The 20,620-nt window shown below is 44.8% G+C and carries 16 protein-coding genes; 2 read left to right on the forward strand and 14 right to left on the reverse strand.

The window, feature by feature from the left end; all coding sequences use genetic code 11:
- Positions 1-88: 88 nt before the first annotated feature.
- Positions 89-1,462 (forward strand): aminotransferase-like domain-containing protein, encoded by a 1,374-nt coding sequence (locus AC58PV_RS22965; protein ID WP_497434782.1) that lies wholly within the window; start codon positions 89-91, stop codon positions 1,460-1,462.
- Positions 1,463-1,565: 103 nt separating this feature from the next.
- Here AC58PV_RS22965 and AC58PV_RS22970 read toward each other — a convergent pair whose 3' ends face one another.
- The 7 genes from AC58PV_RS22970 to AC58PV_RS23000 form a co-directional block, all read right to left on the reverse strand.
- Positions 1,566-3,476, reverse strand: coding sequence for an endonuclease MutS2 (locus AC58PV_RS22970; protein WP_497434783.1), 1,911 nt, complete (start codon positions 3,474-3,476; stop codon positions 1,566-1,568).
- 634 nt (positions 3,477-4,110) lie between these two features.
- Entirely contained in the window at positions 4,111-4,662 is a 552-nt protein-coding gene (locus tag AC58PV_RS22975; protein ID WP_497434784.1) for a phosphotransferase, read from the reverse strand.
- A gap of 50 nt (positions 4,663-4,712) precedes the next feature.
- Positions 4,713-6,098, reverse strand: a complete 1,386-nt coding sequence (locus tag AC58PV_RS22980) for a copper amine oxidase N-terminal domain-containing protein (protein ID WP_497434785.1) — start codon at positions 6,096-6,098, stop codon at positions 4,713-4,715.
- A 472-nt stretch (positions 6,099-6,570) separates the two neighbouring features.
- The gene (locus AC58PV_RS22985) at positions 6,571-7,125 is read right to left on the reverse strand and encodes a redoxin domain-containing protein (RefSeq protein ID WP_497434787.1); all 555 of its coding nucleotides are present in this window, start codon (positions 7,123-7,125) and stop codon (positions 6,571-6,573) included.
- 74 nt (positions 7,126-7,199) lie between these two features.
- Positions 7,200-7,868 carry a Crp/Fnr family transcriptional regulator gene (locus AC58PV_RS22990; RefSeq protein WP_497434788.1) on the reverse strand — a complete coding sequence of 223 codons (669 nt, stop codon included), beginning with the start codon at positions 7,866-7,868 and terminating at the stop codon, positions 7,200-7,202.
- Positions 7,869-8,038: 170 nt separating this feature from the next.
- Positions 8,039-8,647 carry a class I SAM-dependent methyltransferase gene (locus AC58PV_RS22995; protein WP_497434789.1) on the reverse strand — a complete coding sequence of 203 codons (609 nt, stop codon included), beginning with the start codon at positions 8,645-8,647 and terminating at the stop codon, positions 8,039-8,041.
- A gap of 148 nt (positions 8,648-8,795) precedes the next feature.
- Entirely contained in the window at positions 8,796-9,704 is a 909-nt protein-coding gene (locus tag AC58PV_RS23000) for a chondroitinase-B domain-containing protein (RefSeq protein WP_497435021.1), read from the reverse strand.
- Between AC58PV_RS23000 and AC58PV_RS23005 the strand changes: the two genes are divergently transcribed.
- The gene (locus tag AC58PV_RS23005; protein ID WP_497435030.1) at positions 9,585-9,863 is read left to right on the forward strand and encodes a hypothetical protein; all 279 of its coding nucleotides are present in this window, start codon (positions 9,585-9,587) and stop codon (positions 9,861-9,863) included. The two genes, AC58PV_RS23000 and AC58PV_RS23005, sit on opposite strands and share 120 nt — an antisense overlap.
- Here the strand turns inward: AC58PV_RS23005 and AC58PV_RS23010 are convergent.
- The 7 genes from AC58PV_RS23010 to AC58PV_RS23040 form a co-directional block, all read right to left on the reverse strand.
- On the reverse strand, positions 9,807-10,334 hold the full coding sequence (locus AC58PV_RS23010) for a chondroitinase-B domain-containing protein (RefSeq protein WP_497434790.1): 528 nt from the start codon (positions 10,332-10,334) through the stop codon (positions 9,807-9,809). The genes AC58PV_RS23005 and AC58PV_RS23010 overlap by 57 nt on opposite strands.
- Positions 10,335-10,355: 21 nt before the next feature.
- Positions 10,356-11,480: a glycoside hydrolase family 88 protein gene (locus AC58PV_RS23015; protein WP_497434791.1), complete on the reverse strand. Its 1,125-nt coding sequence runs from the start codon at positions 11,478-11,480 to the stop codon at positions 10,356-10,358.
- Between the two features lie 20 nt (positions 11,481-11,500).
- Positions 11,501-12,379 carry a carbohydrate ABC transporter permease gene (locus AC58PV_RS23020; protein ID WP_497434792.1) on the reverse strand — a complete coding sequence of 293 codons (879 nt, stop codon included), beginning with the start codon at positions 12,377-12,379 and terminating at the stop codon, positions 11,501-11,503.
- 13 nt (positions 12,380-12,392) lie between these two features.
- A complete protein-coding gene (locus AC58PV_RS23025) occupies positions 12,393-13,304 on the reverse strand; it encodes an ABC transporter permease (RefSeq protein WP_497435023.1) in 912 nt (303 codons plus the stop codon).
- A 99-nt stretch (positions 13,305-13,403) separates the two neighbouring features.
- Positions 13,404-15,047 carry a type 2 periplasmic-binding domain-containing protein gene (locus AC58PV_RS23030; protein WP_497434794.1) on the reverse strand — a complete coding sequence of 548 codons (1,644 nt, stop codon included), beginning with the start codon at positions 15,045-15,047 and terminating at the stop codon, positions 13,404-13,406.
- A 158-nt stretch (positions 15,048-15,205) separates the two neighbouring features.
- Complete coding sequence (locus tag AC58PV_RS23035; protein WP_497434795.1) at positions 15,206-17,092, reverse strand: chondroitinase-B domain-containing protein; 1,887 nt, start codon at positions 17,090-17,092, stop codon at positions 15,206-15,208.
- Between the two features lie 258 nt (positions 17,093-17,350).
- Positions 17,351-19,672 (reverse strand): helix-turn-helix domain-containing protein, encoded by a 2,322-nt coding sequence (locus AC58PV_RS23040; RefSeq protein WP_497434796.1) that lies wholly within the window; start codon positions 19,670-19,672, stop codon positions 17,351-17,353.
- Between the last annotated feature and the right edge of the window lie 948 nt (positions 19,673-20,620).

Here is a 20,620-nt window from a genome sequence, read left to right on the forward strand (position 1 = left end):
TAGTTTGCATTATAATAGTTACAGATGAAGGTGTATATCTTCAAAGATCACATCTGTAAGGATACAGATTCTATACACGGGGGTTGCTATGCCGAACAAAAAACAAAAGGTGATCGAACGCATCCGCTTGGACATTGCTAATGGCCATGTTAAACCTGGCCAACGATTAGCCTCGATTCGAGAACAGAGTCAAACGTTTGCCTGTAGTCTCAATACCATAATCAGTGCATACCAAGATCTCGAAAAAGATAATCTGATCTATTCACGTCCTAAAAGTGGGTATTATGTTGTCGCTCAAGAAGCCCTTTTACCCTTACTCGAAAACAAACGAATCGATTTTACATCGGCGGCACCCGCCCCTTCCTCCATATCCCAAATGGACTTTCGACAATGTTTGAACAAAGCGATGGAACTATTTGAAGCTTCCATTTTCGCTTACCCCGATCCGCAAGGGTTATTGTCCTTACGCCAGGAGCTGGTGAAGCTCTTTCATAAGCAGCAGGTCTTTTCTTCGGAGCAGCAGCTTTTTGTATTTTCAGGAGCGCAGCAGGCTCTTTATCTCCTCGCTGGGATGCCTTTCCCTAATGGGAAGACAAACATCTTGGTTGAGCAGCCTACTTACTGGGGGATGTTGGAGGCACTTAAGGCACAGAATCAAACGGTCATTGGGATCGAACGAACACCTGACGGATTGGACTGGGCCGCACTGGAGCGACATTTTCAAAGCAACATGATCAAGTTTTTCTACACCATCCCACGTTTCCATAACCCGTTAGGTACGTCCTACACCCCAAAGGAAAAACAAAGAATAGCGGAGCTCGCACAAAGGTACGATGTTTATATTGTTGAAGACGATTATTTGGCCGATTTTGATACAAACAACAAAGCGGACCCCATCTGGACGTTTAATGGCGCCAGTCATGTCATTTATCTTCGAAGCTTTTCTAAAGTCATGCTGCCTGGACTACGACTTGCAGCAGCGACAGTGCCGCATAACATTGTCCCCACTCTTCAGCAACATAAACGAACAGCGGATCTGAGCACTTCAGTTTTATCCCAAGGCGTACTAGAGATTTTTTTGCAATCAGGCATGTATGATCATCACGCGAAGCAAATGCGAGCCTTGTATAATCAACGTATCAACACATTGAAAGCAGTCTCAAGCCAGCTATTGCCTGCGGAATTCTTATATTCCGTTCCATCGAGTGGAGGCCTATTCTCAGCGATTAACCTCCATGACATTAATACCGAGGAATTGGTTAAGGCACTACACACAAGAGGGGTTGATGTGCTACCCGCGGATCCACAATACCTGTCTTCCTTCCCCAAGATGAACTTGTTACGCATGAGTATTATGCGAACAGATGAACAGGATATTGAGAGAGGCATTCAAATTCTTGCGGAAGAATTAGCAATTGTAAAACAGGCACGTCATACCATTAAGCCATTCTTATGGATCTGAAATCATTAATTTGGAAAACTTAAGGAGTTGATCGGGCTGTATTTTTGAAAATGCAAAAACGCCCCTCGTCTTATTGAGACGAGGAGCGTTCGCTCGTGGTGCGTCACTCCCGTTGCTTCCGCATTTCCTTCTGCACTTGCCGCAACGCCTTCTTCGAGCCACGCTCCATATCGTGCTGAAACTTGCGGTCTTTATAACTGGTGAACAGCGTATTCAGATCATATCCCGTAGGATACAACTCGCTAGCTCGTAGTTCTAAGGATACCCGCTTGGCATGCACCTCTATGAGCTGCCCTTCAAATAAAACTGTCATATGGTTGAAGCTATCTCGGCCTTTGTATACGATCGCAGGTTCATCATGCTCCAATAATCGCACACGATCGCCTATCCCGTACTCCTCGTGTACAACTTCCGTTTCATCCGTAAGCGCCGCTGCTGGCTTCTTCATTACTTTACTTTCATGCAGGAGATCAAACCGATAGTTCTTACTTTCCATATAAAGCTTCGCCCGCCCCAATACCGCATCTTTCAACTCCATCCTCTTCGAGATCCAAAGCGCATTGCTCTCGCCCGATTGCCCAATCAGCAGCTTATATTGCGGCTCTAAGGTTTCGTTGTCGAATGCCATCGCTGCGTTCATGAAATCCGGATGTCGTTCCGAAAATTCCTTAATCTCTCCATAATGCGTGGTCGCAACTGTCATACAACCCATTTGGTAAAATTCTTCCAGAATCGCAATGGCCAGTGCCGCCCCCTCATTGGGTTCCGTTCCACTACCAATCTCATCAAACAACAACAACGTATTGCGATTCGCTTGGCGCATGATCTCGGCTATATTTTTCATATGGGACGAAAAGGTACTAAGCGCATTCTCCAGACTCTGATTATCCCCAATATCAACAAACATACGATCAAACACAGCCACTTCGGTAGACGCATCCGCCGAGATGTGAAAGCCGGACATCACCGCCAGCGCGATCAAACCGACCGTCTTCAGGACAACCGTCTTGCCCCCCGCATTCGGACCCGTAATGACCAAACTTCGATATCTATCCCCAATTTCAAAATCCAGCGGAACCGCACTTCTGGACAATAATGGATGCCTGCATCGAACCAATTTAATCGTCCCATGGTCGTTCACTTTAGGTGCGATTCCATCCATGCTTTTGCTAAATTTTCCTTTGGCGAAAATCATATCGTACAGACTAATCAAATCAATATTGACCGTTATCGGCTGGGTCTGATTTGCGACAAAATCCGATAGAGCCGACAGTATCTGAAGCTCCTCCATCCCCTCCTCCATCTTGAGACCCGAAAGCTCTGTGGTATACTTGGCAACAGTTAACGGCTCTATAAACACCGTCGAACCCTTGGAAGATATTTCGACAATCGTTCCAGCCACTTGATGCTTATAGGCAGCTTTAATCGGGATGGTGAAGCGGTCATTTTTTTTGCTGACAAAAAACTCCTGAATAACCTCCTTGTTCGCGCTGTTCTTCAAAAACTTTTGTAGCTGCTCCTCAATCTTCGCCTCGGCAATATCAATATGCTTACGGATTCGTTTGAGCTCTTTACTCGCTCCTGAATCCACCCGATTCCCTTTAATAGCCTGGTGAATTGCATCTTCAATGTTCTGGAAATCCCACATGGAGTTGGCATAAGCACTTAGCTTAGGAGCGTAGAATTCTTTCTCGGTCATGAACTTCTTGACTTTCCGGCAACCCCGTAGAAAATCAGCAATGGTAATCAGTTCGGAGGGATCCAGCACCATCCCTTTATCCAGCTTCTCCATCATGAATGTAATATTCGAAATCCCCAACAGCGGCACATGTCCCTCGGTATCTAGAATCGCGCGGGCTTCCGTTGTTTCAAGGAGACGTTGCTTCACTACTTTGAGGTTTGAACTTGGTTCGAGTTGATCGATCAGTTGCTTGCCCAGACTGCTTACACAATAGCTTTGGACGAGCGTCTTCAATTCGTTATATTGTAATTTTTCCTTTGTACTTGGATTCATCTTTACATTCTCCTCACGATTAGGTGATCATGATGAAGAACCCTGCACCATAAGATTTCAACGTTTATGCCCAAATAAGCGCAAAAAAAGCTGCGGGAAACCCACAGCTCATTACACTCAATTTACATGATGTTACACATAGGAAAAAGCCATCAGCTGACAAGGATTTATATCCAAAGCCGCAGTTTACTTCCTCTGTTCGAGTCATGTTTCATGATGTATTCGCAGGGTTCTTCATAGGTAACTTAAATAAAACTATCATATAGGATTTTTAGAAACGGTATCCCGCTTCACCTATAGAATAGAATGTTATCTTCTTAAGTTATGCCTGTTGAAAACCTGCTACACTCATAAAACACCTCGTAGGGAATGTGTCTTGCATTGAAATCGTATGATGTAAGTAGGATAAATGATTTGATGTGGGAAGTCAAGGGTTTAATGACCGATAGTCAATTCTTAAATAATCATTTGGCTGGTGGAACACTTTCCGAAGTATTTGAATACTGTCCTGCCCAATCGTTATCCGTTACTTTAACAAGGCTTTCCACTTTATGTATTTTATTCTTCCGACTAGAGAGCCTTTTGTATTGTTAACATTCTCCCTAGTATTACAATCTTCTATATATTTCCATCATCATAGACTTGTTAAATCCAAGTCAATGTAAGGTATATCATTTTTTATATTATTCATATAAAATGTTAATGCTTCCTTATTCCAATTACTCCAATTATCAAAGTTCCCCATTTCAGAACTACGGTATATAAGACCAATAACAATAGCTTGTCTTAAATTAATAAATAGTGGAATAGCATCTAGTGAACTACGGCTTAATGAATTTTCTTTGGAGTATCCTTGAAAAAAGTTTGAAAAAAATCGTTTTGTTATTGTTCTACGTCTATTTACATCTGTAATAACAAATGGAATTGGAGTTTCATGGAATATCGATGTTGCAATTTCAGAAGCAAACCAACTGTACTCGCATTGATCAAAGTCAATGATGCTCGGGTAATCTTCATGATTCAGGTAATTCCCCAGACTAATGTCTCCATGAATAAGCCCAAATGAGTCTCTGTCTCTTGACAGTGATTGAATTTGACTTATTATTAACTCAAGTTTCTGTTGAAGCATCTCATTAGGTACATAATTTTTAAACTTTGTAATAACTTGGCTTAGCGCCAACAACAAAAAGGCAGAGCCTATCGACGTCTGCCATTCAACCGAGAAGGCGCGCTACTTCACTTTACTTCACGCACTTTTGCATCCGTAATCAGAATTTCCCCATCATCATAGAACACCTTCATGTTCAATCCCTCGCTGACGAACCGTACAGGCACCAGGGTGAAGCCGTTCCGAATGATAGCCGGCGTATCCAGCATAACTACCTTGCCGTTCACATAAGCCTCTCTCTGATCAATCACTAGTTCGACCTTCGTGTCTCCCTTGGTTAGCATGACGAGGTTCTTATCGCCATGCCAGTCCACCTTTGCGCCAAGTGCTTCGCCAATGAAGCGGATTGGCACCATGGTGCGACCCTCCAGCGTGAACGGCGCCACGTCAAGCATATGCCGCTCCTCATCGACGAAAGCCGTAATCGCATCAAGTGTCAGCACAATGCTTTTGAACCCGAGCGGATTGTTATTGACATAATTAGATGCCGGATCGCCGAACTTCACCGGTTTAGAGATAACCGTGCCGTAAGTCGTCTCCACCTCAATGACGTAGTGTTGCCCATTCTTGATCGACCCGTTGTTGTTGGCGTATAAGTCGAAGACTCCAGTCCCCTGGAACGTGCCGACTGGTTCTTTCACATCCTCTTTGAACCCAGGTGTAATGACTGTATCTCCTTTCGCAATGCCGAGCAGCCAACCGACACCAGCCCGGTTCGTACGCCAAATCCCAGGAGCTTCATTCCCCTTCTCGTCGGTAGCGCGAAGAATAATAGCCAACACCTCCGACTTCTGTGCAAAATTCAACTTCAATCGAAAATGGCCGTCTGTTGATCCATCTTTGCCGAATTCAGCGATACCTGTATGGTCAGATGTCAAATCCAGCCAGCTGAACTCACGAATAGCCACAGGCGCATAGGAGGTTTCGTTCTCTGCATAGGGAGTGATCGGCGTCCGCAGTATACCGCTGCTTGTCGCGATTTCCAAATAATAATACACACCCGGCTTCATCCCATTATTATCGGATGCGAATAACTCAAACTCGACGATGCCTTGGAATGAGCCAAGCTTCGCCTGGAACGTTTCGTTTATCGATTTGCCGTCCTGCACGACAGCAAGCAACGTGCCAATATCGCCAGCTTCGGACTTCCAGGTTTTCCAGATGCCTTGGCTCGTCTCATTTCCCTTGCTGTCGGCGGTTCTCAGTGTGATTGATTGAATATCCAGGCCATCCCCCGCATCCAGCAGCAGTCGGAGATGACCATCACGTGTGCCGTCCGGAATCGACGCCGACACTTGGGAAATCCGGTCGAGTTCCTTGTCCAGATAGACAAATTCCTTGATCTGAGCGTCAGCATCAATAGCCTTATCGGATGCGAACGCACCGCTTCCTAGGGTCATACTACTCAACAATAGCGAACAAGTTATCGCTACCTTCAATTTATTGCATATCATCGTACTCTCTCCTAACATTATCAAAATGAGAACTGCAAGCCACAACTCCTTGCATCACGTCTAATGTTAGTATAATGCCTGCCATTTCCCAAAGGATAGGGAACGACTTGGGAAATAACCATGATCTGATTCGGGAAGGAATAACTTCACTTAGTCCTTTTGTGCTCTCGGATCCTTCAGTGTATAACAGAAAATACAGATTACGAAATTTGAGATCAAATGTATTATCTTAATATCCTCAAAGGTCTTTATCTCGCGGGTTATCTTCAAATATTTCACATCCTCTCTGAGTTCTTGTTCTGCAACATGCTGTCTTCATGCTATGTTCATAGTATCTCTCATAGCCCCCAATATGGATTGGATTGTTTCCACAACGAAAAATCCCCCTTCCTAGGAGGGAAGGGGGCGGGACTATCGTATATGCTGTTATTGCAGCAGGCATGTTGCTGCCTTGCTTTTTTACCATACGTCGTTATTCGCCTGCAGCGAAACACTCGATCTCCTCAAGCGAGAGATGGTCGGTAATAATCCGGCTATAATGCGCTAGCTGTATGATACCGTTCTCATCAATTAAAAAATCAGCAGGTATTCGATTGAAGTTTGAACCTTCCTCTGGAGTAAGGTGAAACCCGGCAGCAGCTGCTACTTCGACAAACATTTTCGTGTTCACATCGGCCATTGTATTACGTACTTTCTCTTCGGACGTCTCGACACCATACAAATCGTATAATTCCGCCTTTGGATCCGCGACAAGCGGAAACGGAGCATTTTGAGTTCCGACGTAGGTCCGCATATTCGCTTCCGGTGATTCGAAGAATGCGATGACGTCCATACCTTGGCGCTGCCAGTCTGGAAAACGTTTGATAAAATGATGCACCCGCAAATTGCAAAGAGCGCAAGCAGAGAAGCGCATAAACGTGAGTAGCACTTTCCGGCCACGATAGTCATCAAACGATATAGGGTTGCCGCAGTGGTCAACCGTTCGGAATGTTGGAGCAAACATGCCCTGCTGAAGCTGGTTAGTCATAGGGGGATACCTCCTGTATTTGGAATTAATTTACTGACCCAATATACCAGAAATAGCATCACCTTTTCTGTGACCTAGTCACCAAGTAGCTCATCTAATTCAGGTCGGCAAGTGATTCTTACAAAGCCACGACCTGTCACTACCCACCCCTTACGCTGAAACCGCTGCAACGTGCGGCTCACGACTTCACGGGCAGTACCGATCTCTGAGGCGAGCTCATAATGCGTTATTCGTAGAATCGGCTGCTGCTCTGACGTGGAACTCAGCAGTTTTTCAGCTAGTCGCACATCCAGTGATTTGGTCTGTCTCGCTTGAAGTTGTTCACCCATATGCATAATTCCATCTAGCAGGGTACCAAATACGGTTTTACGTATCGACTCGTATTCTTGCACCCAGTGGAGGAAGCTCTTTTTGGATACAAACAGTGCCTCGACTTCTGTCTCAGCCTCGATGACTGCAGGGTAGTCACGTCCACTCAGGCCGCTAAGAACAAGTAAGGCGCAAATTTCGCCAGGGTTAAGTTTATTGATAACATGCTTGCTCCCATCCTGCCCAATTTGGCTGATGTGAGCAGTACCTTTCAGCAATAACATTCCGTAAAATGTTGCTTCCTCTCGCTGAAAGAGACAGGATTTTATGGGGAATGTTCGTACTTCCGGCTTTGCTTCTGCCCAATTCTCGGGGCTAACATCCCTCAAGCACGGGTAAACTTCTAGCATTTCCATATCCCTGATTGAAGTCATATCCGTCCCCATCCTTAAAATTTCATTTTATTTTTAAATCCAATTTCCTCAGCAAGCCCCTCTTCTATAGTTCCCAGTTGAATGAACTCATGTTTTTTCGTTTGAAATACATCAGCAATTTTTCTTTCCATCTGTTGCATTTGCGTCGCATGAAAGCTTTAGTACTTGATTTACATCGGCTTTCTCACGCACCAAGTACTCATACAACGCTGCCCGGCCACATTAACCGTTTTAATAGGCTCAAATAGTATCCCCTTCAACTCTTCCGTAGTTTTCTGTAATTTTTCCTCATCCACAAGGAAACGGATGCTCCCGTCAGGAAGTTGATAACGTTCATCCCCGAGCGGGATTACTTTCGATTCAATTCCAATTGATGATGCGAGTCGTACAAACATCTGCCCGCCAGGTTTAAGTACACGCCATAATTCATGAACTATTTGCTGGAAATGGGCCTCATTCTCGGCAAAATGCAGAACGGCGTTACTAATAATAAAATCAAAATAGTGACCATCAAAGCTCATCTTCTCAACAGCTTCAACCCGAGTGCGTTCGTTTGACCAGTCAGGTGCTAGCTTCATGGCAAGCCTCTGAACAGCGGTTATCGCTTCCTCTGATCGATCCACAGCATACACTTCATACCCATTACGCAGCAAATAGATAAGATTGCGACCAGAGCCACATCCGGCATCGAGAATTCGCATTCCTGGCGTAATACGACCTTTTAATAGTTGATCAAATAAATAGATATCAATATCGCCAAACTGCTCTTGTAGATTCATATGCTTCACCTGTTTACCTTTAAAATATTAACATTAGAGACGTTAGCCTATATCAAAATAATCCCAAGTATTATACCATCAATTCTCGCAGCTGGTAAATTATAGACAAAGGGCTACTCTAGATGAGCTGCCCTTTGTCCCCTAATTATTAGTATGGCTTATTGAACGTACGAGCTTGTGGCCCTACATCATCGACAGTGAGCGGTCGTACGAACGGTACTTCATCTGGACAATACGCTTCCGCGCTAACTGTTGCATCAATCGCTGAACTCTGTGCAGACAATCGGCCCAAGCTGTCCTCACTAAGTGGCATCGAACTCGAATCCCTGAGAATCAAGTTGTTGCTAATCTTCGTCTCAACGGGGGGATAGGTTTTTCCACCAAGGACGAGGCAATCGGTGTCGCTTATGTTCACCAGTGTATTGTTGTAAATCTGCACATGGTATGGACGCCAATGCCCACGAAGAAGCTCGGTCCGCTGCTCAGCCGGAATTTCCTCCAGCGTCGCAGTCATTTCCTTGCCATCCTTCATCCACTTGACGGTTGGGTTCGTACCGCCTTCAGGGCCGGCATCATGAGAGCCGCCTTCGAGCCGGATCACCCGATCCGTGAGGCCTTCCATGTAGTTGTTATAGATTTTATGACCATTCCCATAAATGCAGAAACCGCTCATCCCTGGCTTTTTTCCATCCCCGAAGAAGAAGTTGCCATAGAAAGTGTTGCGATGCCCGTGCCGAGCGACAATGCCCCCGAACGATTGGCGAATCGTGTTGTAACGGATCCTATTGTCGCTGCTTTTCACCGAAATAATCTCATCTTCGCCATCAAAGCCATCGAATAAATTATACTGAATCGTAGCATATCCAGGGGCTAATGAAAGGCTTGATAAGCCAAGCCGAATTGCTTCCAATCCATTTGTCACACGCGGTCCGATATTGTGAAAATAATTATATTCAATGACGTCATGCTGAGATATGGTCTGCCCGGCATGCCCTTCTCCGTCATAAATAAGGACGGCCCCAAATGCACGCTTAGGCCCTATCGAATTGTAGGCAATCCGATTGTAGCTGCTTACGCCCTCCACCCGGATGAAATGGCGATGCGTGCCATTGTCGGTGATCAGATTTGCGTCTTCATATGGCGTCGGGCCGTTGTAAACTTACCCATTCGGGTCGTAACGACTGCCGTACCGACAGCTTCCTTCCATACCGAATAATCCCCATACAGGAACCTTCTCCACCAGAAAACGGAACGGCTGGCCGATCTCATTCAAGGCAAATGTATTGCGTAGAATGGAAATTCGGCTTGCGCTTTGCAATTGGATACCGGGATGAACGCCTTTCAGAATGCGGTGGGACAGCCCCCTCTCAATCAGTGACTGCTCGCTGGAGGACGAACCAATACCGCCGTGAAAGGTGAGTCCTATAACTTCAATATAGGTAGAATTTTCTATGTGCAGATAGCTGTCGCCTGTAATAATGGCACTCCCCAATTGTGCAGCTTCGATGCGTATTGGCAGCAGGGCAGAACCATGCTTCTCCTTAACAACGAAAGGACCGCTTTGTTCATAAGACCCTTTCGCCAATTCAATGACTGTTCCTGCGGTTGCTTCGTCAAGTGCCTGCTGCAGTGCTGCAGCAGTACAGACCTGTATGTGTGTTAACTTCGGCGATTCTACATCTTTCATCTCATATGCTCCTCCATTCCCTTAGAACACCCGATGCTTCCAGCCTTGCAGCTTGGCAAGAGCCTCCACATAGTAATAGTCGCCGTAGATCAAAGATACATTGATATTGGCCTCAGCCGGCTTATGCCCCGTGCCTCCATGGAGAATACCTTCATGGTGCGGTTCATCGAAAGCGGCATATGTCTCAGATAGGGACAGAAGGATACGCTCAGCAGCTAAACGGTACTTGCTGGCATCTTCTGCCCGAACGAGTGCAGCGAGTTCAAGCAACCCTGATGCTGCGATGCTCGCAGCGGACGTATCCCGAGGCGCTTCGTCCGCATTGGGAACTCGAAAATCCCAAGGAGGTACCATCTCTGCCGGCAGTGAACTAATGAAATGATGAGCGACTTGCTGGGCAGCATGCAGATACTTATCTTGCTTGGTGAAACGGTACGTATTCGTCATGCCGTATAGCGCCCAAGCATTCCCCCTGGACCAGCAGGAGTCTGGCGCATAACCTTGCCAACCTTTATGCTCCAGCAGTTCACCTGAACTTGGATCAAATACTGCGACGTGGCATGTCGATCCATCTCCGCGAATCATATACTTAAGTACCATGTCGGCATGCGCGCAGGCAATTTGAGCAAATCGCGGGTCTTCAAGCTCCTCCGAAGCCCAGAATAAGATAGACAAATTCATCATGCAATCGATGATCGCCCATCCGTGCAAATCACGATTCCAAGCTCGAATGAATTGCCCGGCCAGGTTAAAGCGGCCCGCAAGGAAGTTGGCTGCCGCCAACCCCCGGCGTCTTCCGTCTTTATCGCCAGTTAGTTTATATTTGATGACAGATGTCGGCAAATATTGGAACCCGACATCATGATGAAAATGGTTCTCTTCCAGCAAGTGACGTTCCATCCGTACATCCCAATCCCAAGCTGCATCTTTATAGCGTTCCTCACCTGTCAGATTGTATAGAATCCACAACATACCTGGCCAGAATCCAGAAATCCACTGATCGAGCTTCAATCCGTCATAAGCGCCTGATTTGGCCACGTGGGGCGCAAGCTCTCTATTTTGGCTCAGCACCCCATCAGCTTTGACCTGTACGCCTTTCCACCATTGTTCAAGAACATCCGGTTCAATCACAGTATGTTTTTGCATAGTTTTGTGTTTCTCCTTTATTATCCTTTAATTGCACCGATTAAAGCGCCTTTAACGAAGTATTTTTGTAAGAAGGGATAGATCATAAGAACCGGTACTGTCGCGATAATAATCGTAGCATGCTTCAACGTCTCACCAATGACAGATACATCGCCCGAACCGGCGCCGCTTGCCATCGAACTAGCATCGTTTTGCAGCAGAAGCTCTCTGAGCACAAGCTGAAGCGGGTAAAGCGACCGATCTTGCAAAAAAATCAGCGCGTTAAACCAAGCATTCCAGTGGCTCACCCCGTAGTACAGCAGCATGACGGCGACAACTGGCATACAGAGCGGAAGCATAATCCGGAACAAAATCACAAATTCATTCGCCCCATCCATCTTCGCGGATTCTTCAAGGCTATCCGGTATCGCTTCAAAAGCGGTTTTCATCAGAATTAGATTAAAAGCGGAAATCGCTTGCGGAATAATTAACGCCCACAGTGTATTCGCCAGACCAAGTCCTTTGACCGTGAAATAAAACGGGATCATGCCGCCACTGAAGAACATCGTAAAAACAATATAGAGCATCAGAGGCTTCCGATAACCGAGACATTTACGGGACAGTGCATAAGCGCCGAGGGAAGTCAGCAGGATGTTCAGACATAGGCCCACCACAACGATGATCATCGTATTGACATAGCCATGCATAATGGTACCGTTATCGAACACCAGTTTGTAAGCCCTTAGGTTGAAATCAAGCGGTTTCCATAGGATTCCGCTATGCTGCATATAAAGGGTAGGGTCGCTTAAAGAGGCGAACAAGACATATACGAGAGGGTATATTGTTGCGATAGCTAGCAGCGATAAAAATACGTAGTTTACGAGATCAAACGTCCATTCTCCGACTGATTTGCGATACATGGTCATCCCCCCGTCACCATAAACTGGTATTATTCAACTTGCGGCTTAACCAATTGGACCCGATAACCAGGGTAAAGTTAATTGCCGAATTGAATAATCCGACGGCCGAGCTGAAGCTGTAATTGAATTCCTGAAGGCCCATCCGATACACATAGGAGCTAATGACATCAGCCGTATCGTAAACGGTAGGATTATATAACAAAATAATTTTCTCCGTCCCCACGTTCATCATGCGTCCCATCTCAAGAATCAATAAAATCACGATTGTAGGCATGATGCCGGGCAGCGTGATATGGAACATTTGCTTCCAGCGCCCTGCGCCGTCGATTTTCGCAGCCTCATACTGCTCCGTATCAATGCCCGCTAGGGCTGCCAAGTAGATAATTGTCCCCCAGCCAATATGCTGCCACACTCCTGAGGAAACGTAGATCGTACGGAAAAACTGGGCTTCAAGCAGCAAAGAAAGTCGCTCGCCGCCCAGAAAAGCAATTACATCATTGACTAATCCAGAGCTGGAAGTGAATTCCTTGATCATGCCGCACACGACAACGAGCGAGACAAAATGCGGCATATACGTAATGGTCTGGATCGATCGTTTGAAAAATGTCTTTCTTATTTCATTAAGCAGCAGCGCCAGAATAATCGGAGCTGGGAAACCAAAGATAAGGTCATACAATGAGATCAGGATCGTATTTTTGAGCGTCCGCCAGAAATAAATCCCTTCGAAGAATGTTCTAAAATGTTCAAGACCCGCCCACGGACTTCCTAGAATGCCGAGCCTTGGAGAGAAATCCTTGAAGGCGATGATTGCGCCATACATGGGGACATAATGAAACACCCCGAAAAACAAAATGATAGGAAGCAGCATGACATACAGCAGTTTATTTTTCTGAATATCTTTCAGAATGCCCAAACCTGGTAACATAGATGTTTTGGTTTTCACAGTTATGGCCGTCCTCGAATCTAACAGTGGTTTGGCTGACATATCGTTCCACTCCTTCCGTATCCAAACCCTAGCGTTCTTCTATCTCTTGCTATATCGATCAAGCGACTTCTGATAAATCTCAACCGCACGATCAATGCCTAATTTTTTAATTTGTTCGACGTATTTGTCGTAGTTTTCAAGAGGCTCTTTGCCCATAATAAACTTCGAGAACATTTCTTCTTTATAGTTGCTGACATCGTTAACGATTTTGCCAAGCTCTTTGCTTTCTTCAGCAGTAGGCGTCAGAAAGGCTGGAATGGTGTGCTTCGCTGCGTCGGTATTCATCCATAGTTTCACTGCTGCATCTTGCTGCGGGTATGTATTCCAGTTGCGTCTTTCGTCCGCTTCATAAGGGCCGTTTGGCTTTGTATACTGTGAAACCATTTGCTGCAAGCTGTATTTTTCGTTTTTGACTATTTGATCGGTATATACAGGATTCCCGTCTTTCATCGTAAAGCTTTCACCCTCGACGCCGAAGTTGAACAAGAGACTGCCTTGCGTACTGTAAGCATAATCAAGCCAGCGAACCGCCAGTTCCGGATTTTTCGTCGTTGCCGAAACCGCCTTACTTGGACCTGGATTGTATTTAAAGTCTAATTGTCCTGTAAAAGGCTTCTCCCCTTTTTTGAGAGTTGGATACGGCGAGCCTACCAGATTAAACTTCGGATCTTTCGTTTTCATGGCATCCAGCCATTTCCCTAAACCACCGCTCAGCAAGCCGACCGTTGCGCCGGTTTGACCGCCAAGTATTTTCGTATCCAACGCTTTACCGTCAGTCAGTGCAAAATCTTTATCAAACAATCCCTCTGCATACCACTTGCGGAACAGCGCTAAGAAATCCTTATATTGCGGGTCAACCGGACCATATTTAACTTTCCCTGCATCATCGAGGTAGAACGTGTTCGAAGTATGATAAGCGCCAATAAAAGCATCGCGAATTTCGAAATTGCCATTGACGTAAGTGACGCTAAATGGTGCTTTTGCTCCCTTTTTATCACGGAATGCCTTTAACGTCGTCTCCCATTCATCAATCGTCTCTGGCATCGGCAATTGCAGCTCATCTAACCAGTCTTTACGAATGATAGGTCCCCGGAATACAAGTCCGGAAGGGTTGCGTATCATTGGAAATACATAATATTTGCCGCTATCCGTTTTAATCATTTTGTCGAGTTCTTTATCTTCTGCCAGTTTTTTCTTCAAATTCGGCGCATACTTATCAATCAAATCATTGAGTTCGAGAATGACTTTATCGTTAATCGCTTTTTCCGGACCGCCTGGGTAAGACCCCGCGCTTCTTCCCGTCCAATCATATTCAATGACATCCGGCAGTTTATCTGCAACAATCATCAGATTGAACTGCTCTTTCGTTTGCTGATCATTCGGGTGAATATATTTCACCTCAACCCCGGTAGCTTTGGTCAGCCCTTTACCAAATGGTGTTTCTGCCAAGTTTTGATAAAACGTAGTCGCATTGTTGTTCAAACTTTCCCATGAGGTTAACGTTTCTTTCGTATTGAGCGGATAAACTGCCTTCGGTGCATCCGTTGCGGATGGACTTGCACTATTCTTAGTTGTGCTGTCGGTCTCTGAGCAAGCGGAGAGTACGATACCTGTTAACATGAGAACACTTAGTCCAGCAGCGCTGTATGACCGATACTTCCTTTTCGATGTGTTACTTTTCATGTTCATCCCCCATTTCATAGTTAAACCGTCTTTTCAAATTTGAAAGCGCCTACATTCCTTATATTGCCGAATCCATTCCCAAAAAACTATCTTCAATATCGAAACAGGTATGCAAAACCTGAAATTTTAGGTTTTGCATACCTGTTTCGTTTTGTATGTTACGGGCTGTCAGGCCCTACATCCGAGGCGCTGAGCGGCACGCGGACGGTGGACGTAGAGGAGCTGAAGTATTCATCGGCGCCAACATCGTTCGTTGAACGTGTTTGACCATCCATATCCTCAGTGACGTAAGAATAGCTGCCAACAGCGGCATTAACGGCTGCACTGCCGGAGGTTAACTTTTGCAAACCGCCAATCGTTGTGAATGACGGTGTGATATTCCGAATTTCCGCAGAAGTTCTCGAACGATTGGTAACCGTGCTGCCGAAGCCGATATTTCCTTCAAACACGGTATTCGATGTTTTCACTTCTTCGTATAGCGTTCCTGTACTGTTGTTAACGATGTTATTCGCTACTCGGCTATCAACCGGTGCTGATGTATAGCTTCTGCCGATAATGATGCCAAAATCGCTATTCACAATCGTATTGTTCGTCACTTGTGCTCGGTACACGCGCCAATGCTTGCTTAAATCCCCACTGCTGTAATTGGTGGAATTAGTCCCACCATCCCAATCTCCACCATCGAGATTAAGGGCATCCGTGGTAAGACCTTCAAAATAATTGTTATAAATGCGGTGATCCGTCCCATAGATTCGGAACCCGCCTACACCGGCTTTACTGCCATTGCCCAAAAAGAAGTTCCCATAGAATTGATTGTTATTGCCGTGTCTCGACGTTACCTGTCCTTGCGAATTCCGAATCGTATTGTAGCGAACCGTATTTCCGCTGCTTTTCACGGAAATGATTTCCGGATCGCCATCGCTGTTCTCGAACAGATTATTCTCTACGGTCGCGTTCCCGTTTAATAAAGAGACGCCGGATAAGCCAACACGAATGCTCTCTTTGCCATTCGTAATCCTGGGTGTGCTGTCATAGAAGTAGTTGCGGTCGATGATCGTGTAGCGCGACATATACGTACTTCCATCGCCATCTACGGCAATAATCGGTCCAGGATCCGCTTTGGATACGAATTTATTCCGATCTATCCGGTTGTTGTCGCTGTTAACACCTCTGATTTTCACCCAATTGTTCGTGGCCCCGGTTTCATTCAGATTAAATTCATTGCGTGTCACGCGAATGTGACTGGACGCATCTATTTTTACCGCATTGTTGCTTGCACTGGTCGTAGTTGTAAATTTCATTCCCGAAATCGTGACATAAGACGACTGATACAGGCTGAAATAAGCTCCACCCGAAATAATCGCTTGCCCGCGATTCAAGGCTTTGATGACGATTTCCTGGCCGTCCTGACCGTTAATCCCATTGACTGTAAAGGGACCGGATTGTGAGTATGTGCCATTTTGCAAATAAATGATCCTGCCGGGTATGGCCTGATTGATCGCAGTCTGCAGCTGAGCCGACGTCGAAACCGTCACTGAATCTTCAACGGGAGCGCTGCCTCCACTTCCATAAACTTCGACTTCCAAATAGCTGTTCCAAGCGCTCTCCGAATTCCCATGACCAACGATACGCACATATCGGACCGATGTGACATCTGGAAAATCAAAGGTTTGTAGCCCATCTACCAAGCTGCTTGTTACATTGGATAGCCGCGTCGTGAACGTAGCATTGTCCGTAGAGGTCTGAATATCAAAAGATGAAGTACGCGTAGAGCCATTTAAAAAGGCAATTTTAACAAAAGCTACTGTTACGTTGGAGCCAAGATCGAATTTGATCCATTGGCCATCTCCACTCGCTGACCAACGTGTCCCCATATCTCCGTCGACCGTATTCGCAGGAACATTGCCATCGTTGGAGCTTGCGGTCACGCTGGAACCCGATACGGAGAACTTCGTATCTGCAGCAGCAACGAAACCAGGTATCAAACTCATGAACAGGAGTACGCATAACAGGAAAGCCGCAGCCTTCTTCGGTGACATTCTCATGTAACTAACACCGTCCTTTTCACTGAATGTGTTGAAACACTTTGAAACGAAAGCGCTTACCAAATTATTCCTTACAGGACGCGTTCCTCCCCCTCCCTTCCACATCAAGTCGTTTTTTTGTCCAATTTCATGATTATTGAACCTCATTTGGCTTCGTTTGTGAAATACGCAAAATCGAAAATGACTTGCAAAACATAAACTCACTCCCTATCAATTTCGCAAATGAATTGTGAAATGGCGAAACATCCTGCTCCTCAACTAAATCTTCTGATACTTCCCAGGCGTCATGCCTTCAAATTTCTTGAAAATGCGCAAGAAGGTGCTCACATCTGCATAACCGACACGCCAAGCGACTTCGTTAATCGTCAGATTGTTCTCTGAGAGCAGCGTCTTGGCCGCTTTCAATCGCGTTTGGTTAATGAGATCTAGCAGGGATTCTCCCGTATGCTCTTTAAATATTTTGGACACGTAGGAAGGCGTCAGTGAAAAGGATTCACCAATCATAGAGATATTCAAATTGACATCTCGAAAATGCATCTCAATATAATCGCGTATATCATCGATTAGATATGTATGATGATTCTTCTTGTCGGTTTGAATCCATTCGCAGACCTGTTCAAGCACTCGATTCATATGGGCCATCATGTCCTGAACCGTGTCACAGTTCAACAACCGTTCCACATCCTCAGCATGGGCTTCAAAATTTCGTTTGCTAATCGAGCTCACCTCGTCGAGCGTTTTCAGCATTGTGCTTGCCAAGTTAAACAGCAGACATTTTGCAAGCGCCACTGAAACTGGGTGAACCTTGAAATTTGCCTCGTAAATTTCTCCTAGCAGCGCCTGGGATTTGGACAAATTCCCCGTCTTCACGTAGTAAATGAGTTGTTGTTCAACACTCAATGGATAATAATAATTCCGCTCGGTCCGCGCAGTTTCCATGCTGATTTCCTTGTACTGAATTAACTGGCCGTTGCCAAGCACAATTCGATGCTCAAGAGCTTCTAGTGCCTCTTGATACGATTGCGAAATCCCGTACACGTCATTGTGAACATCACTCACGGCAATCGTCATCACTGCATGAATGTGCTCCTTGATGAATGCTTGTGTTTGAGAGGCCACTCGAACTAATAACTTACCTTCCTCCTCGGAAGGAATCGGTTTCAAATTAATGATGCAGGCGGTCAGCTCATTCAGTTCTGTGGAATAAACCGTGGCATCGTCACCAGCCAGCTCCTCAATCACATTGCTAAGCACAAAATGAAGCATCTGGGTCTTTTGGTCGAAAGTATCCTCGGTGTCATCCCCTTGCAGCTTGCCGTAAGCATCGATACTGAATAGCAGGACCGCAAACCGGTCTGAATGAAATTGGACGTTGTGGGCATTAAATGATTCCTGAAGCGGAAGCTTCCTCTCTAATTGGCCTTTCAATAACCGTGTTAGAAAATGCGCTCGGATCGTATTATTATGCAGCTTTAACAGTTTGCTGATTTCATCCCTCTCGATAAAGGTATGATGAAGTGCATTTTGCAGAAAGGAGTACTCATTGGACTTCCCGTCAAACCGGAAGCCGGATCGCTGCGTCATGTTCTGCAGCAGGACTTGAATGGGCATATAATTTTTTCTCAAGAAAATAAGCGTGACGATAATGCCAATTAACAGCCCTAGCGCAATGCCCAGACGCGTTATCATTTTCAAATATTCCATCTTTTCATTGAAAATGTCTGCCGGGAGAACAGACACATATTTCCACCCCGTCAGCTCGGATGTAACATAAGACAAAGCCGCTTTGTCTTGATTCATTTCAGCGTACACCAAACCTTTTTTCCCTAACAAGCGCTCTGAAGGCATGTGATCTTGAAGCTCCTGTTTATCTTTGGACGCAGCTATGAAGTGATTATCTTTATCCAAAATCAGTACCGATGAATCATTGTATTTCGGAATGCTTTCCAGCAGCTTATTCTCATTGATCAGAAAAATTAGAATAGGATAAGGCTGAAGCGGATTATTCAAAACGAGTGAGCGGGCAAACATCACCCCAGATATTGAAGTGCCTTCGTTCCAATATTTCATTGGCGAATACTTATAGACATACTTCTGGTCAAATAGCCCTCTCCACTCCTCAAAAGAAGTCTCCTTCCCCGGCCTCATGAGGGAGAACAGCCCACGGGAATCGGTATGATTGAACGTGGATACAACGGTATCGCTGTTCGCATACATCACATAAATTTGCTCAATATAGTCATTGGCTCGTTGGTACGTTCTCAGACTTTCGGCAATATTAAAGAGTTGATAATACTGATCGTCGGATAGGGGCTTTTGAACATTCGCGAAAGAAGAGACATTTTTGTTTAAAGCAACTTCCAAACTTAATTGTTCCAAACCTTTTAACTTACTATCGATGGACATTTCGATCTGCGTGAGAAGCAACTCGTTCGCCCGATTTATTTCTTTCTCCACCAGACTGTGCGTTGCCGAATAAAGAATCATACTAATTACTATTGGAACCAACAGCACAGACAAATACGAGATTAGCCATGTGGCTATAACGCTCCTATTATATTTCCGAATCTTCTGCAGCATACGAATGACCTCCCTGCACGATGAGAACGATTACAAATAATACTTCATGAGGCTTTTGAAGGGTACCCTTCATTATCAGGGAAAGGACAATCTTGGTAAATCATCAAAATATAAACTGATATGCAATTTGTAAAATATAGATAAAACGGCTGCGTTTATACTTCTCATCGATTTCCATAACAAGAACAACGATTTATTAAATTGTTCGGATTGCCGAAAAAAGCTGCTGGCACGAAAACATGCCGGCAGCTTTTTATTTGTAGTCTACTTGATTTCACTTGTCTTATTGTGAAGATATTTTCCACCCTTCAGCTCGCTGATAAAGCGTCCATATTCTCATCCCCACAAAATAATGCTTCACACGGTTTTCCGTCTGTAACTTCGTTTATGAGATACACGCCACTATAGGTAAACTCTTCTGAAAACTTTTGCATAAATAGCGTTTAAATATCTATGTATATGTATTTTTGTATTGTAGGCAATCGATTTATATTCTTGACCTTGATAGCTTTCTTTGCACAATTCTTTGGCGAATTGTTTCAATAAATGTATAACAAATCCAAAGAAATAGATTGTTATGTACGACAGCCATTTTATAAGTGGGATACCTTGCATGAATCAATGATTTATGTAGTTCATCTATTTCTCCTTTATCATTCATTAATATAATAGTATCTTGGTTTTCTGTCACAATCTCATAGATTTTATATGCAGTGAAAATATTTAAATCACTATAGTAGATATCTTGCGCTAGTGTCACATATGGCAGCAAGAATCTGCACACCCTTTCTTTTTTGGTATTATAAAAGACAGTGAAGTTCGTTTGTAATATAGACCTTACTAAAATAGCGTATTTCTCCAAAAATGTATATTGATTTCATCAAATTAAATTAAAATTTTGTGAAGAAGCTTATTTTAAATTCCATTAGGCTAACATGAAACCGATGA

Source organism: Paenibacillus sp. J22FR83 (genome assembly GCF_059691955.1).